Source organism: Enterobacter sp. (assembly GCF_977039595.1).
In genome coordinates this window covers 1-15,885 of record NZ_CDRQYH010000082.1, presented here as the reverse complement: position 1 = coordinate 15,885, position 15,885 = coordinate 1, and the positions used below count along the sequence as shown (strand labels likewise).

At 57.0% G+C, this 15,885-nt stretch carries 11 protein-coding genes; 4 read left to right on the top strand and 7 right to left on the bottom strand.

The features are described from left to right. Positions 1–195 precede the first annotated feature (195 nt). Positions 196–1,095: a LysR family transcriptional regulator gene (locus ACWYRJ_RS18225; RefSeq protein ID WP_111966038.1), complete on the top strand. Its 900-nt coding sequence runs from the start codon at positions 196–198 to the stop codon at positions 1,093–1,095. Here the strand turns inward: ACWYRJ_RS18225 and ACWYRJ_RS18220 are convergent. The 3 genes from ACWYRJ_RS18220 to ACWYRJ_RS18210 all read right to left on the bottom strand — a co-directional run bounded on the left by ACWYRJ_RS18220 (position 1,070) and on the right by ACWYRJ_RS18210 (position 4,748). Beyond that, the gene (locus tag ACWYRJ_RS18220) at positions 1,070–1,858 is read right to left on the bottom strand and encodes a substrate-binding domain-containing protein (RefSeq protein ID WP_111966037.1); all 789 of its coding nucleotides are present in this window, start codon (positions 1,856–1,858) and stop codon (positions 1,070–1,072) included. The two genes, ACWYRJ_RS18225 and ACWYRJ_RS18220, sit on opposite strands and share 26 nt — an antisense overlap. Beyond that, positions 1,855–3,168 (bottom strand): MFS transporter, encoded by a 1,314-nt coding sequence (gene tcuC / locus ACWYRJ_RS18215; protein WP_223579578.1) that lies wholly within the window; start codon positions 3,166–3,168, stop codon positions 1,855–1,857. Before tcuC ends, ACWYRJ_RS18220 begins: the two co-directional genes overlap by 4 nt. 281 nt (positions 3,169–3,449) lie before the next feature. Continuing rightward, a complete protein-coding gene (locus tag ACWYRJ_RS18210; RefSeq protein ID WP_455508385.1) occupies positions 3,450–4,748 on the bottom strand; it encodes a serine hydrolase domain-containing protein in 1,299 nt (432 codons plus the stop codon). Positions 4,749–4,854: 106 nt separating this feature from the next. On the opposite strand from ACWYRJ_RS18210, the gene ACWYRJ_RS18205 reads away from it, so the two are divergent. After that, on the top strand, positions 4,855–5,748 hold the full coding sequence (locus tag ACWYRJ_RS18205; RefSeq protein ID WP_094943114.1) for a LysR family transcriptional regulator: 894 nt from the start codon (positions 4,855–4,857) through the stop codon (positions 5,746–5,748). Here the strand turns inward: ACWYRJ_RS18205 and fumA are convergent. Both fumA and ACWYRJ_RS18195 read right to left on the bottom strand, forming a co-directional pair. Continuing rightward, positions 5,737–7,386 (bottom strand): class I fumarate hydratase FumA, encoded by a 1,650-nt coding sequence (gene fumA, locus ACWYRJ_RS18200; protein WP_455508384.1) that lies wholly within the window; start codon positions 7,384–7,386, stop codon positions 5,737–5,739. The genes ACWYRJ_RS18205 and fumA overlap by 12 nt on opposite strands. Positions 7,387–7,442: 56 nt before the next feature. Next, positions 7,443–8,951 carry an anion permease gene (locus tag ACWYRJ_RS18195; RefSeq protein ID WP_023325580.1) on the bottom strand — a complete coding sequence of 503 codons (1,509 nt, stop codon included), beginning with the start codon at positions 8,949–8,951 and terminating at the stop codon, positions 7,443–7,445. 609 nt (positions 8,952–9,560) lie between these two features. Between ACWYRJ_RS18195 and ACWYRJ_RS18190 the strand changes: the two genes are divergently transcribed. Beyond that, positions 9,561–12,341 carry a flavocytochrome c gene (locus tag ACWYRJ_RS18190; RefSeq protein WP_455508383.1) on the top strand — a complete coding sequence of 927 codons (2,781 nt, stop codon included), beginning with the start codon at positions 9,561–9,563 and terminating at the stop codon, positions 12,339–12,341. A 94-nt stretch (positions 12,342–12,435) separates the two neighbouring features. Continuing rightward, complete coding sequence (locus ACWYRJ_RS18185) at positions 12,436–13,398, top strand: FAD:protein FMN transferase (protein WP_455508382.1); 963 nt, start codon at positions 12,436–12,438, stop codon at positions 13,396–13,398. Here the strand turns inward: ACWYRJ_RS18185 and dcuR are convergent. Together dcuR and ACWYRJ_RS18175 are read right to left on the bottom strand one after the other, a co-directional pair. Continuing rightward, entirely contained in the window at positions 13,379–14,098 is a 720-nt protein-coding gene (gene dcuR / locus ACWYRJ_RS18180) for a two-component system response regulator DcuR (protein ID WP_045908149.1), read from the bottom strand. The genes ACWYRJ_RS18185 and dcuR overlap by 20 nt on opposite strands. After that, positions 14,095–15,711, bottom strand: a complete 1,617-nt coding sequence (locus ACWYRJ_RS18175) for a sensor histidine kinase (RefSeq protein ID WP_115875739.1) — start codon at positions 15,709–15,711, stop codon at positions 14,095–14,097. The genes dcuR and ACWYRJ_RS18175 overlap by 4 nt, the downstream gene beginning before the upstream one ends. Between the last annotated feature and the right edge of the window lie 174 nt (positions 15,712–15,885).

Genomic DNA, 15,885 nt, shown 5'->3' with positions numbered 1-15,885 from the left:
CCTGGGCATTGTCTTTAAACAGCTTGCGGACATGAAGGAAGAGGAGCGGCAGGCCATTGCCGATCGTGCAGGGTATGTTCGCCTGCATCTCAACGACCTCTGACCTATTTCATCGCCGTACAGGTTGCGGTGGTTCAGTAAGACGCTATTATTTTTGACTTTGTTGCGTATTCCCTGACAGGACATCCAGACGCTATGCCCGTGAATTTTGACCTTAACGATCTTTATGCTTTCAGAGCGTTAGTGGAATACGGTAACTTCCGTGTCGCTGCTGAATCTATCTGCTTATCCCAGTCGGCCCTGAGCCGCAGGATTGAAAAGCTGGAAGCCGCGCTGGGAAACCGGCTGTTCGATCGTACCACCCGCCGCGTGGCCTTAACGTTATACGGGCAAAACTTTGCCGAGCGCTCCGCGCAGCTGCTCGACAACGTTGAGTCAATGCTGGCGGATGTCGATAAAGCCAGCGAAGAGCGGACGGGGCTGATCACGGTTGCCACGGTACCTTCCGCCGCCTGTTACTTTATGCCTGATGTGATCCGTCGCTTTCAGTCTCGCTATCCGCGCGTGCGCATTAAGCTCATCGACAGCAGCGCGGGGAATGTGATTGACGCCGTGGCCCGAAGCCAGGCGGATTTTGGTATCTGCTTCGCAGGAAACCTGCCGTCTGAAATCGAATTTTTCCCGCTGGTGGAGGATGTCTACGTCGCGGCGTGCAGAAAGGATCATCCGCTGGCGCAGAAGAGTCACCTGACGTGGCAGGCATTTTATCAGCAGGATTATATCTCTCTCGATAAAACGTCAGGTAACCGCAATCTGCTCGATCGGATGCTGGGGGATATCGTTCCCGAGCGGCCCAGCGTCTGCGAAACACGTCACGTTACCACGATGCTCGGTATGGTTGAGGCGGGGATCGGCATCGCTGCCGTTCCCGCCATGTCGATGCCGACCTCAGAGCACACGCTGCTGACGCATCTGCCGCTGGTGGCGCCGGAGGTCAAACGCACCGTAGGGCTTATCCGGCGCCGGGGGCGCATCCAGTCTTATATCGCGGCTGAACTGGAAAAGCAGATCACCGAGCAGTATCGCCGGACGTAACGGGGATCATCCCCGTCTTCTCGATGACGGCGCGTGAGGGCGGTGAGGCGAGATAGGTCAGCAGCGCTTTCCCCTCGTCAGGATGTTCAGCGTGACGGGTGACCGCACCCGCGAAGCGCGTGATGTACTGCAGATTATCCGGGATTTTACCGATAAAGGTGACGCCCTGAACGGGCAGCAGCTCGCTAACCTGCTGGAAGCCCACGGCGTATTTTCCTTTCGCCACTTCAGAGGCGACCGGGATACGCTCGACCATTGTCGCTTTACCCGCCACTTCTTTTTCAATCCCCAGCTTTTTGAACAACGTCTGGCTGACGTACCTGCCGCTGGCGCTGTCAGAGTAGGCGATGGAGCTGGCCTGCAGCAGCGTTTCACGCAGTTTCGCATCGCTGCTGATATCAGGGACATCCGCACCTTTTTTCACCACCATGCCAACGGGAGAGTCCGCGAGTTCAGTTCGCGAACCCGGCTGGGTCTGGCTGGCTTTTTCGAGTTTCTCCAGCGCATCGCCCACCATAATCACCACGTCGGCCTTCTCGCCGCGCGCCAGACGGTTTGGGATCGCCTGCGGCGTAGCGCCCATTGAGGGGCCGGGGATGATCACGATTTTATCCCCGGTCTGGCGTTCATATTCCGGAGCCAGTTTTTCAAGGGCGGCTTTGAAGCCGCCTGAGATCATGACCTTTACGTCCTGGGCAAAGGCATTGACGCTCAGGAACATCAGCACCAGCGCGCTGGCGGTATAGCGATAAGTGCGTTTCATACTGCCCCCTGTGACTTGACGGTGTTTTGCAGCGATACCGCACGGCGGCGGTAGAGGTAGAGCGTGGCCAGCAGGGCACACACCGCAGCGAAGCTCATCCAGTAGCCCGGCGAGGCTTTGTCACCGGTGTATTCAATCAGCGCGGTGGACATTACCGGGGTAAAGCCGCCAAAGACCGCCGTTGCCAGGCTGTAAGCCAGCGAGAAGCCCGCCACGCGCACTTCGGCAGGCATGATCTCCGTGAGGGCCGGGATCATCGCGCCGTTATACAGGCCGTAGAGGAAGGAGAGCCACAGCAGCACGCTCAGCATCATGGAGAAGCTGGGCGCGTTCGCCAGCAGCGTCAGGGCCGGGTAGCTGGTCGCCAGCGCCAGCAGGGTCATGGCAATCAGCACCGGCTTGCGGCCAAAACGGTCCGACAGGGCACCGCCCACCGGCAGCCAGATGAAGTTAGAGATCGCCACCAGCAGCGTGACCAGCAGGCTGTCTGACGCGCTGAGCATCAGCACTTTTTTACCAAAGGTGGGAGCGTAGACGGTGATCAGGTAGAACGCGGTGGTGGTCATCGCTACCATCAGCATGCCCGCGACCACCACCTGCCAGTTGCCAAGCAGCGTTTTAAAGACCTGACGCATCTCCAGATGCTGGCGGCGCGCGCTGAACTCTTCCGTCTCTTCCAGCTTGCGGCGCAGGAAGAAGATAAACGGCACGATTAAACAGCCGAACAGGAACGGGATGCGCCAGCCCCATTCGCGAATGGCGCTCTCCGCCATCAGGGCATTCAGCGCAAAGCCCATCGCCGCGGCGACCATAATGGCGACCTGCTGGCTGCCGGACTGCCAGCTGGTGTAAAACCCTTTGCGGCCCGGCGTGGCGATTTCAGCCAGATAGACCGAGACGCCCCCAAGCTCCGCACCGGCGGAAAAGCCCTGCAGCAGACGGCCCGTCAGCACCAGCAGCGGCGCCCACAGGCCGATGCTTTGATAAGAGGGGATAAGCACGATCAGAAACGTCCCCGCCGCCATGATGGAGAGCGTGACGATCAGTCCCTTTCTGCGCCCCACCTTGTCGATATAGGCGCCAAGCACGATGGCCCCGATGGGACGCATCAAAAAGCCCGCGCCGAAGACGGCGAAGGTCATCATCAGCGACGCAAATTCACTGCTCGCCGGGAAGAACGTGTGGGCGATATATGTGGCATAGAAGCCGAACAGAAAGAAATCGAACTGCTCAAGAAAGTTGCCGGACGTCACGCGAAGTATGGCGCCCGCTTTCGAGCGTACGGTTGCAGGTGAGGTTGAGGAAAACATGGTTATCTCCAGTTTTATTGTTGACGTTTTACGCGTCTGTTTCTGAAAACTGGATCAGGATGAGGAATTAGATAAGCGCAAATGCCGCATCGACTGATGCATTTCTTGCATGAATATAATCCGACGAATAAATACAATTAATGGCAACAATAACTTAACAAACGGTTGGCTTTTTATTCACCAATATTCTGTAAGTCTCTGATATTGCGATTTTGTGATGTGGCGCAGAGGCGCGTTTCAGAATGAGCCGGGTAACCGCTTCATTACCCGGCGGATGCAATTTAGCGCAGCGCCCTGGCAATCGCGCTAAACATCAGAGAGGCTTCCAGCGGCTGGGCACTGAAGGACGGTTCCGCCTGCGGCCAGGTAGACCACTGGACGATGACCAGATTTTCCTTTGGGTTCACCACGATCATCTGCCCGAAAATGCCCAGCGCCCAGAGCGAACGTTTCAGCGAATCCTGTGCCGTCGGCTCTACGCCCGTGGCGTTGGCGGGCACTTCATTGTTCCACCACTGATAGCCGTACAGCCCCTCGGGATGGGCGTCTGACACCGAGCCTTTGGCCTTCGTCCAGTCTGACGACTGCCTGATCCAGTTTTCCGGCAGTATGGTCTTACCGTTCGGTAACGTACCGTTGTTCAGGATAAATTGCCCAAAGCGTCCCCAGTCCTCCAGCGTGGCGTTAAAGCCGTGCGCGCCGACGTCGTGCTGGCCTTTGCTGTAGGCATGCCACACGCCGTCGCTCGCCATGCCGTAAGGCTGCCAGATGCTTTTCTCCAGATAGGCTGCGAGCGTCATGCCGGTGGCCCGCTCCAGCACGTCACCCAGCAGCCAGGCACCGCCCGAAGAGTAAGACCAGTTCTCTCCGGCCGGATGCGCTCTGCGCAGCCCCTTCACCAGCTTGCGCACGCAGTCATAGGTACCCGGCTTCGCCTCGCACTCGGTGAGCTGCGCAAAGTCGGAGTGGGGGTTGGTGTAATCCTCGTTCCAGGCCACGCCGGACGTATGGGTGATCAGCTGTCTGAGCGTCACGCCGTCCCACGCGGTGCCTTTCAGATCGGGTTCATACCGCGTGATCCGATCGTCAAGCGAGTGGATCTTTCCCTCTTTGAGGGCTACGCCCACCAGCGCCGATACCACCGATTTCCCAACCGAGCGCGAGGTCCAGAGCGTCGAGTCGGTATTGCCCTCTCCAAGATACTTCCAGGCGATTTTGCCGTCCTTCAGCACCAGCATGCCGCTGACGTTCTGCCGCTGGAGGTAGTCCTTAAGGCCGTAGCGCCTGCCGTTAACCTGATAGTGTGCGTCCGTGAGCGGCTTGTCCGACATTTCCAGCGGCACGGCGCTACCGTGGCGGAAAACATCCCCGGGGTAGTTGCGGTAGTCATTGCGAAAGCCCACCACGCGTTCGGCCTGACTCCAGGTGAGCATCTTATGGGTGTTAGGCAGCGTGGTGTCGAAGGGGGCAGGGCAAGCGCTGAGGTCGGTGCCTATACAGGCGGCCACTGCCGCAGGGGAGATCAGGGTGCTGAAGATAAGGCCCGCCAGCAGGGCATGGTTTACTTTTCTGTTTTTCATATCCGTCTCTTACAGGTTAGGAACGGCTTCAGTTTAAAAACCCCGGGGCTATAATAAAAAACGCGTAGCGGGGGAAAATCCCCCTAAAAAACAGAGGGAGCGTAGCGTGGCGGGACTGATTTACTCTTTTGCACAGCTCGAGGCATTTACCGCCGTGGCCGAGAACGGGAGCCTGAGTAAAGCCGCGGTGGCGCTGAAGAAGGACCGAACGACGCTTCGCGATCTGGTTGATTTTCTTGAGGATGGGTTAGGCTACGCGCTGTTTATTCGCGACGGCCGCACCCTGCGGCTCACGCCCGAAGGGGAACAGCTTCAGCGCCAGGCGCACCTCCTGATGCGGCAGGTAAAAGCCTTTGAGGCGTTTGCCAGAGAGGTGCCGCACGGTGCCACGCAGGACCTGACGCTGGTCTACGATCCTTTTACGCCCAGAGCCTTTCTGCATGGGGTGATTGCTGAAATGGCGGTGCGAAAAATCCGCCTGAGCCTTATCTGCGCCTCGCGGGATGAATCGGAACGGCTGCTGGCGAATAACGACGCGGATCTGGCCATCTGCCAGGCACGCAACCGCAGCGTGGGCAACGATATGGAGTGGCGTGCCCTGGGTGCCATCGAGATGGATTTTTATGCCGCCAGCGGGCTGTTTGCGGACAGTGCTTCCCCTCTGTCGCTGCTCGATCTCTCCCTGGTACCTCAGGTCGTAATGCACCCCGCCTCGGACGAGCCGGTGGCGCGCCGCCTGCAGATTTCCGGGCATACCCTCTTTACCAATGAGCCGGAGATGCTGCGCGGTCTGCTGGAGCGCGGCTGCGGCTGGGGATTCTTACCGACGCATTTTCACGCCGGTCAGTGGCAAAACGTAAAAAGGCTGCACACCGAAGTGGGCAGCCAGGGAATTGGTCAGACGATGGTCACCATCTGGAAGCCGGGGAGCGACAAGCGCAGCACAATCGCTGAAACGCTGTCGCTCTTGCCGGACGTATGGAAGCAATCAGCGCTGTGAACAGCCTTTACACTGCTGGTTCTGGATCTGCTGGAAGAAATCGTTGCCTTTGTCATCCACCAGGATAAACGCCGGGAAGTTCTCGACTTCGATCTTCCAGATAGCTTCCATGCCCAGCTCCGGATACGCGACGCACTCCAGGCTCTTAATGCTGTTTTGCGCCAGCACCGCCGCCGGGCCGCCAATGCTGCCCAGGTAGAAGCCGCCGTGCTTATGGCAGGCGTCGGTTACCTGCTGGCTGCGGTTGCCTTTTGCCAGCATGATCATGCTCGCGCCGTGGGACTGCAGCAGGTCCACATATGAATCCATGCGTCCCGCCGTGGTTGGGCCAAGTGAGCCAGACGCGTAGCCTTCCGGCGTTTTGGCCGGGCCCGCGTAGTAGATCGGGTGATCTTTGACGTACTGCGGCAGTTCTTCACCGTTGTCGATCAGCTCTTTCAGCTTCGCGTGGGCGATGTCGCGCGCCACGATGATGGTCCCGTTCAGCGACAGGCGGGTAGAGACCGGGTGCGCAGAAAGCTGCGCCAGGATCTCATTCATCGGCTTGTTCAGGTTGATGCTGACCACGTCGCCTTCGCCCTGCTGGCGCAGCGATTCAGGAATATACTGGCCCGGGTTGTGCTCCAGCTTCTCAATCCAGATCCCGTCGCGGTTGATTTTCGCTTTGATGTTGCGGTCCGCGGAGCAGGAGACGCCCATGCCAATCGGGCAGGACGCGCCGTGGCGCGGCAGGCGGATCACGCGGATGTCGTGGGCGAAGTATTTACCGCCAAACTGCGCGCCCAGGCCGAGGTTCTGTGCTTCCTGAAGCAGCTCCTGTTCGAGCTGAACGTCGCGGAAAGCCTGGCCGTGTTCGTTACCTTCCGTCGGCAGGGCGTCGTAGTAGCGCGTGGAGGCCAGCTTCACGGTTTTCAGCGTGCTTTCCGCCGACGTGCCGCCAATCACGAATGCGATATGGTACGGCGGGCAGGCAGCGGTACCGAGAGTGCGCATCTTCTCAACCAGGTAATTTTTCAGCTTAGCCGGGGTGATCAGCGCTTTGGTTTCCTGGTAGAGATAGGTTTTGTTGGCAGAACCGCCGCCTTTTGCCATGCACAGGAATTTGTATTCGTCGCCGTCCACGCTGTAGAGGTCAATCTGCGCGGGCAGGTTGGTGCCGGTATTCACCTCTTTATACATGTCCAGCGCAGCGTTCTGGGAGTAGCGCAGGTTGTCTTCAATGTAGGTGTTGTAAACCCCCTGGCTCAGCGCCGCTTCGTCACCGCCGCCGGTCCAGACGCGCTGGCCTTTTTTACCCATGATGATCGCGGTGCCGGTATCCTGGCAGGTCGGCAGCACGCCTTTGGCCGCGATTTCAGAGTTACGCAGGAACTGCAGGGCAACGTATTTGTCGTTCTGGCTGGCTTCCGGGTCGTTGAGAATGGCGGCAACCTGCTTCTGATGGGAAGGACGCAGCATAAATGCGGCGTCGTGGAAGGCCTGTTGCGCCAGCAGGGTCAGGGCTTCCGGCTCCACTTTCAGGATTTCCTGGCCTTCGAACTCGGCAACGGAGACGTGCTCTTTGGTCAGCAGGTAGTATTCGGTGTCGTCATGCGAAAGAGGGAAGGGGTTCTGGTAGATAAACGGTTTGTTTGACATAGCGTATTGCTCCACAAAAAATAAAACCGCCGGAGGAGAAGTCCGGCGGTCAGGAATCAGAACATCATGGACATCCACGGATAGCCAATCAGCAGGAGGGCCGCCAGGAAGATGGCACCGAAGATGGTGCCGAGGCGCCAGTAGTCTTTGGTTGGCAGGTAGCCGCTACCGTAGTAGATCGGGCTTGGGCCAGTACCGTACGGGGTGATGATCCCCATCACACCCAGCGAGGTCACCATCAGCAGAACAAACACTTCCATATTCATGCCCGGGATGGTGGAAGCGATGGTCAACATCGCTGGCAGCAGCGCCGTAGTGTGCGCGGTGGTGCTGGCAAACAGGTAGTGCAGCAGGTAGAACGCCAGCAGCAGGACGATGGTCGCCACGCCCGGAGAGATACCGCTCATCAGCAGACCGCCTTCTTTACCCAGCCAGCTGATAAAGCCGGTAGAGGAGAGACCATCCGCCAGCGCCACCAGGGTGGCGAACCAGACGAAGGTGTTCCACGCGGCTTTGTTACCGGTGATGTCGTTCCACTCCAGCACGCCGGTCCACAGCATCAGGCCGACGATGAGCAGGGCAGCCATAGCCGGTTCAATCCACGCGGCGGCGAAGATCCACATCAGCAGCGCGCAGCACACGAACACCAGCAGCAGAATTTCATTGCGGGACAGTTTGCCGAGTTTTTCCAGTTCGCGGGTCGCCCACAGCGGCACTTCGTTGTTGACCTTCACTTCAGGCGGGTAGAACCAGTAGGCCAGCAGCGGCATGGTCAGAATCAGCAGAATACCCAGCGGCAGGAAGGCGAGGAACCAGGTGCCCCAGGAGATATCAATCCCAACCGTACTTTTCACCAGCGCCAGGGCCAGCAGGTTTGGCGCGAGGGCGGAGAGGAACATTGAACTTGTGATACAGGCCGCGGTGATCGCCACCCACATCAGGTAAGAACCAATCTTACGCGCGCTTGGGTCATTAGGTTTTGAACCGTACAGCGGCGGCAGGTTAGCGATGATCGGGTAGATGGTCCCGCCGCTGCGCGCGGTGTTGGACGGGGTGAACGGTGCCAGCAGCAGGTCAGCAAACGTAATTGCGTAACCGAGCGTCAGGCTGCGACGGCCGAGGTATTTCACCAGAATCAGCGCCAGACGGCGGCCGAAGCGGGTTTTGTCATAGCCTGCGGCGAACATAAAGGCACCGAAAATCAGCCAGACGGTAGAGTTACCAAACCCGCTTACCGCCCATTTAAAGGAGGCGCCAGCCAGCTTGAATTTAGGATCGGCCAGCTGTTCAGGGCTAAACAGCACCCACTGGCTGCACAGGGCAATGGCGACCACGCCGGTCAGACCGATCACCGCGCCCGGCAGCGGTTCGAAGATCAAACCGACGATCACGCCGACAAAGATTGCGAAGTAGTGCCACGCGTAAGGAGGCAGGCCTTCCGGTACCGGAACAAACAGTAGCAGTACGGCGACGATGACGGGCAGTGCCATCATCAGCAGACGTTTTGCGTTTCCATTTGATGCCTGGTTCGCCACAGGGGGCGTTACAGCAGTTTTTGTATTCATAGTTTCACGTCTTAAGTTGTCAAAGATTCGGTCGAACTGAAAAACAAAATCACTTTCTTAAGTTTCTTTGCTTTTTTTAGTTATTAAAGGTGCAATTTTGTATTTTCAGTAATAGCAATTTAACGCTTTTGTAGATGCGCTAAATTAAAAATTGATGATGTTTTTATATTGCGCCTTTGGATGCCACAACTATTGATCGCGATCAAAAAAACAGAATTGCAGCGTTATTTTTATGCTTTTATTAATAACCACTCAGGCGTATGTGGGTATTACCTGTTTTATTGGTTTGTTTTATCATTTTCGTAACATTTATGCTTTCTTTGTTTTTTTATATTCTTGTTTTTTATGGTTTTGAATGTGATATGGAAATTGGTTTTACCAATTTTTATTTAACGAATTTTAAATTATTGTGAATGACTAAATTACATTCGCTAACACCAATGTGTTATTTGTGTTATTGCAGGGATTAAATAGTTTATTAACTAACGTAATAACTTTAGAAACTAAAAAAATCATTATATTAATATCATGACATCGGCAAATAACGACGAACTTAAAAATCACTCCGATAACGAATTCTTAATTTTTTAAAAGTTTGGAGTTTCTATTATGAGCACTAACGAACGCATTCTTAGCCCCTTCACATTACCGAATGGCACTGAACTGAAAAACCGTTTGTTAATGGCCCCTATGACCACCTGTACCGGCTATTACGACGGCACCGTTACCAGCGAACTGGTGGAGTACTATCGTGCTCGTTCCGGCAGCATCGGCACCATCATTGTGGAGTGTTGCTTCGTCGACGATCTCGGTCTGGCCTTCCCGGGCGCGATCGGGATTGATAATGACGAGAAAATTGCCGGGCTGGCGAAAATCGCAGAGGCGATTAAATCTAAAGGCTCTAAGGCCCTGCTGCAGATCTACCACGGCGGCCGCATGGTTGACCCGAAACTGATCGGTGGCCGTACGCCGGTTGGTCCAAGCGCTGTTGCCGCGCCGCGTGAGGGCGCAGCAACGCCAGTGGCGCTGACTGGCGAAGAAGTCGAAGGCATGATCGGCAAGTTTGGTGAAGCGGTGCGCCGCGCCATCCAGGCCGGCTTCGACGGCGTGGAAATCCACGGGGCAAACACCTATCTGATTCAGCAATTCTATTCGCCAAACTCTAACCAGCGTGACGACGAGTGGGGCGGCAGCCGCGATAACCGCGCGAAGTTCCCGCTGGCGGTTCTGGACATCACCCACAAAATGGTGCGCCAGTACGCGGACGACGCCTTTATTATTGGCTATCGCTTCTCCCCTGAAGAGCTTGAAGTGCCGGGCATCCGCTTTGAAGACACCATGTACCTGCTGGAAAAACTGGCGGCGCGCGGCGTGGATTACCTGCACTTCTCCGTCGGCGCGACCCTGCGTCCTTCCATTGTCGACACCCAGGACCCGACGCCGCTTATCGAAAAATACTGCGCGATGCGTTCTGAAACGCTGGCGCAGGTTCCGGTGATGGGCGTGGGCGGCGTAGTGAATGCCGCCGATGCCAATGAAGCGCTGGACCACGGTTACGACCTGATTGCCGTTGGCCGTGCCACCATCGCTTACCCGGACTGGACAGACCGCATCGCGACCGGCGAAAGCCTTGAGCTGTTTATGGACAGCACCCAGCGCGAGGCGCTGAACATTCCTGAACCGCTGTGGCGCTTCTCGCTGGTGGAAGCAATGATCCGCGACATGAGCATGGGCGAATCAAAATTCAAACCGGGTACCTTTGCTGAGAAAGTGCAGGATGACGCTAACGAACTGGTGATTAACGTCAGCCTGGAAACCGACCGCATTGCGGACATCGAGCTGGCCTCCGGCCCGAGCGAAGACGTTGAGTTCGTCACCAGCTTTGAAGAGATCCGTACCCGCATTCTGGATGCTAATACTCCGCACGTGGATGCCATCACCGGCGCAACCAGCCAGAGTGAAGCGGTGAAGAAAGCGGTGTCTAAAGCGATGCTGAAATCCAGCAAAGCGCTGGCCGCGGAAGAGGGTGTTGACCCGAACGAAACCCGCAGCGTGGACGTGGTGGTTGTCGGCAGCGGCGGGGCTGGGCTGGCGGCGGCGATTCAGGCTCACGACGAAGGCGCGAGCGTGCTGATCGTCGAGAAAATGCCGACCATCGGCGGGAACACCATTAAAGCCTCTGCCGGTATGAACGCCGCAGAAACCCGCTTCCAGCGCGTGAAGGGCATTCAGGACAGCAAAGAGCTGTTCTACCAGGAAAGCCTGAAAGGTGGCGGCAACAAGAACAACCCTGAACTGCTGCGCCGCTTCGTCGAGAACGCGCCGCAGGCGATTGAGTGGCTGGCAACCCGCGGCATCATGCTGAACGACATCACCACCACCGGCGGGATGAGCATCGACCGTACTCACCGTCCAAAAGACGGTTCTGCGGTGGGCGGTTACCTGATTAGCGGCCTGGTGCGTAACGTCAACAAACGCAACATCGAGGTAATGCTGGATACCTCCGTCAGCGACATTATCTTCGAAAACGGTGAAGTCACCGGCGTGCGCCTGACCACCGAAGAGAATGAAACCATCACCGTGGCAGCGAAAAGCGTGATTGTGGCCACAGGCGGCTTCAGCGCCAACAGCCAGATGGTCGTGAAATACCGTCCGGATCTGGAAGGTTTCGTCACCACCAACCACAAAGGGGCGACCGGTGGCGGTATCGCGCTGCTGGAGCGCATCGGGGCTGGCACTGTCGATATGGGCGAGATTCAAATTCACCCAACCGTAGAGCAGAAAACCTCGTACCTGATTTCCGAATCCATCCGCGGGGGCGGGGCGATTCTGGTCAATCAGAAAGGGGAACGCTTCTACAACGAAATGTCGACCCGCGATAAAGTCTCGGCGTCAATCATCGCCCTGCCGGAGAAATACGCTTACATCGTCTTTGACGAGCACGTACGCGCCAAAAACAAAGCCGCTGATGAGTACATTGCCAAAGGCTTCGTGACCAGCGCCAGCTCGCCAAAAGCTCTGGCGGAAGCGCTCGGTATGGATCACCACGCTTTCCTGGCGACCCTGGAACGTTACAACGGTTTCGTTGAAAAACAGCACGATGATGACTTTGGTCGTACCACCGCGCTGCGTGCGCCAATCAATGAAGGGCCATTCTACGCCATTCAGATTGCGCCGGGCGTGCACCACACCATGGGCGGCGTGACCATCAACACCGAAACCTGCGTGCTGGACAGCAACCATAACGTGCTGCCGGGCGCGTTTGCGGCCGGTGAAGTGGTCGGCGGGATCCACGGCGGCAACCGTATCGGCGGTAACGCGGTGGCAGATATCATTATTTTTGGTACCCTTGCAGGACATCAGGCGGCTCTGCGTTCGAAAAAGATGTGAGGCACCTGCTTCCCGGGCCGGATACGCGTAGCGCTATCCGGCATTTTCCCCGGCGGCGCGGTGCCTGCCGGGGCGACATCTGAGGATTCCTGCCATGCCTGATAGCCATCGCGTTTACAGTTACTCCGCCGTTCTGATGGGCTCACCCATCCTCCTGAAGCTCTTCTCCCATGACGAAGCCCTCGCGTCCCGCGTGTTTCGCCTGATCAAACAGTATGAAGACCTGCTTACCGTCAACCGCGCGCACTCGCAGGTGATGGACATCAACCATGCGGCGGGCCAGCATCCGGTCACCGTCAGTCGGCCGGTGTTTGATCTGATCCGCTGTGCAAAAGCGGCAAGCCTGCTCAAAGACAGCGCCTTTAACCTGGCGATCGGTCCGCTGGTGAAGCGCTGGAAAATTGGCTTTCAGGGGGACAGCGTTCCGCCTGCCGATGAAATCGCCTCGCTGCTGGCGATTACCCGTCCCGAGGATGTTCTCCTTGATGAGGCCAGCAGCAGCGTGTTTCTGAGCCGGGCGGGGATGGAGATCGATCTGGGGGCGATTGCCAAAGGCTATATCGCCGACAGGGTGCGGGATTACCTGCATAAAGAGGGCGCGGAGCTGGGGCTGATTAACCTCGGCGGTAACATTCAGACGTTAGGCTCGCCGGAAGGGGGCTGGAGCGTCGGGCTGAAAAAACCGTTCGCCGGCGACGCGCTGATCGGCACTATGAACGTAGAGAACCTGTCGGTCGTCACGTCGGGAACGTACGAGCGCTATTTTGAACAAGAAGGCAAACGCTATCACCACATTCTCGATCCGCGCACCGGTTACCCGCTCGATAACGAACTGGAGAGCGTGACCATTATTTCAAAAGATTCCATCGACGGCGATATCTGGACCACGCTGATGTACGGCATGGGCGTGGAGAAGGGCCGCGCTGCGCTGCGCGCGCGTCCCGACATAGAAGCGATCTTTGTGACCAAAACAAAAGAAGTGGTGTTCTCTTCAGCACACCACTTCCGCTTTACCCTGCTGGATGATACCTACCGCGTTACTGGCAGTATTGCTTGAGCAGGCCCGTTTGCTCCGGCTGGAGACGGTAGCGATACACCGGACGCCCGGTGGCGCCGTAGTGAATGCTGGTGAACAGAATATTGATTTGCGCCAGCCAGATCAGATATTTGCGGCAGGACACGCGGGAAATATTGACCGCGTTTGCCAGATCGTCGGTAGAAAACTCCGTCTCCGGGTGTGCGTCAATCCACTGGCAAATCGTGCGCAGCGTTTGCGGCGTTAACCCTTTCGGCAGCTTTTTGCTGTCCGCCAGTTCCGGCGCCCCGCCGTGGATCAGCCGGTCTACGTCGGCCTGCTCGTAATACTGATGCGACCCCATCAGGCTGTGCTTTGCCTTCCAGCCGTTCAGCGCCTCTTCAAAGCGCGGGAACTGGAACGGCTTGATCAAATAATCCACCACGCCGTAGTGAATGGAGGTCTGGATCGTGGCGGCGTCGGCGGCCGAGGTGATCATGATCACGTCGATTGGGCGGCCGGATGCGCGAATGACGGGCAGCAGATCCAGCCCGTTATCCTGCTGCATATAGACATCCAGCAGCACCAGATCGACAGGATGGCTGGGGTCATTAATGATGGCCTCGGCCTGGTTTAGCGTGGAGGCGACGCCACAGCAGGTAAAGCCTTCAACACGGTTGACGTACAGACGGTTGAGGTCGGCCACCATGGCGTCATCATCGACAATTAACACATTTATCACGCGATTTTCCTCTCGCTATCCCAGGGGATGTGAACAAAAAATTGGGTAAATACGCCGGGCTCAGACTCGACGGAGATATCGCCGCCGAGGTTCTGAATCTGCTGGCGAGCAAGGAACAGCCCAACGCCGCGGTTTTCACCTTTTGTTGAGAAGCCCTTTGTAAAAATAGACTCCAGCTGAGTGGGATCAATGCCGGGGCCATCGTCGCTGACTTCACAGCTGAGCCAGCCATTCTGATAATGCAGCAGCAGGCCGATCTCGCCCTCCTGCTGTCCTTCCATCGCGTCGAGCGCGTTTTCAATGAGGTTGCCCAGCGCGGTGATCAGCACCGCGACCTGCTCTTCACTTGCTGTATCCGGTATCTGGCTTTCATCCGCCAGCGTCAGGGTGACGCCCGCTTCTTTCGCCCGGTTGATTTTACCCAGCAGGAACCCGGCAACCACCGGGGATTTTACCTTGCTCTGTATCGTACCGATATCCGTCTGGTAATGATGTGCCGTCTGGAGAATGTACTCTTCCAGCTTGTCGTAGCGCTTAATATTCAGCAGGCCGAGTATCACATGCAGTTTATTCATAAACTCGTGGGTGTGGGCGCGCAGGGCATCGACGTAGTTAACCATGCCGTCCAGACGCTGCATCAGCTGGCTGATTTCCGTTTTATCACGAAAGGTGGTGATGGCGCCGATCACCCGATCCTGACTTTTCACGGGCACCATGTTGCACAGCAATAGCCTACCGTTGCAGCTGATCTCCTGATCCTGGCGCGCAACGCCCGTCTTCGAGACGTCACGCAGGCTGGCCAGCAGGGGCGCGCTGGCGTTTTCGGTCTGCTTGCCGGAGGGAAGAAGCAATATTTCTCTGGCGGTCTGGTTGATCATCGTCACGCGCCCGTGAATATCGACGGCCAGAACCCCTTCGCGAAGCGACTGCAGCATCGCCTGGCGCTGTTCGAAAAGGGCGGAAATTTCATAAGGTTCGAGCCCGAACAGGATGCGTTTCAGTACCCGCACCAGACCCCAAATTGCCATGGAGCTCATAAAAATACTGAATAAAATGGTCCAGACTGCGTTTAGCCGCCCGCGGGCAATCTGCTCTTCAACCTTATTCAGGGAGATACCGACTACCACCACGCCGATCTGCTCGTGCTGGCCGTCGTAGACGGGCGTAAAAACGCGCAGCGCTTCGGCGAGCGCGCCCCGGTTTACCGATACGTTCTCTTTGCCTTCCAGCGCAGGGGTTAAATCATCGCCGATAAAATGCAGCCCCAGCAGCGCCTCGTTCGGGTGTGAATAGCGGATCCCGCGCATATCGGTGACCACGGTGAACAGCAGATCGTTTCGCTTCGTCACCGCCTGGGCGATGGGCTGAATAATATTCTCCTGCGGTGCCTGCATCAGGCCGCGCTGTATCTCGGGGCTGTCGGCGAGGGTGCGGGCAATGCCGAGCGCAGTGTCTTTAACATCATCGCGGGTCGCCCGGGTGATTTGTACGGAGTAGAGCGCAAAGACCACCAGCAGCACAGAGGCAATAATCGCGCACACCATCAGCGTGACCAGCGTATTGAGTTTCATGGGGCGCTTGCGCGTCGGAAGGAAAGGCTGCAAATCGCTCATCAACACTCCGCGATGATTAAGAAAGGGGTAATTATCGCCGATGACGCGCTTTTCTTAAAGCCATGTAAAGGCGTGGATTTGGTCCTCTTTTCGTGACTCTCCTCGCAGGTCATCTATATAAAACACTTTATAGTGTATGGGTACTCATAATAAGGAGGCTGTTTATGAGCGTTA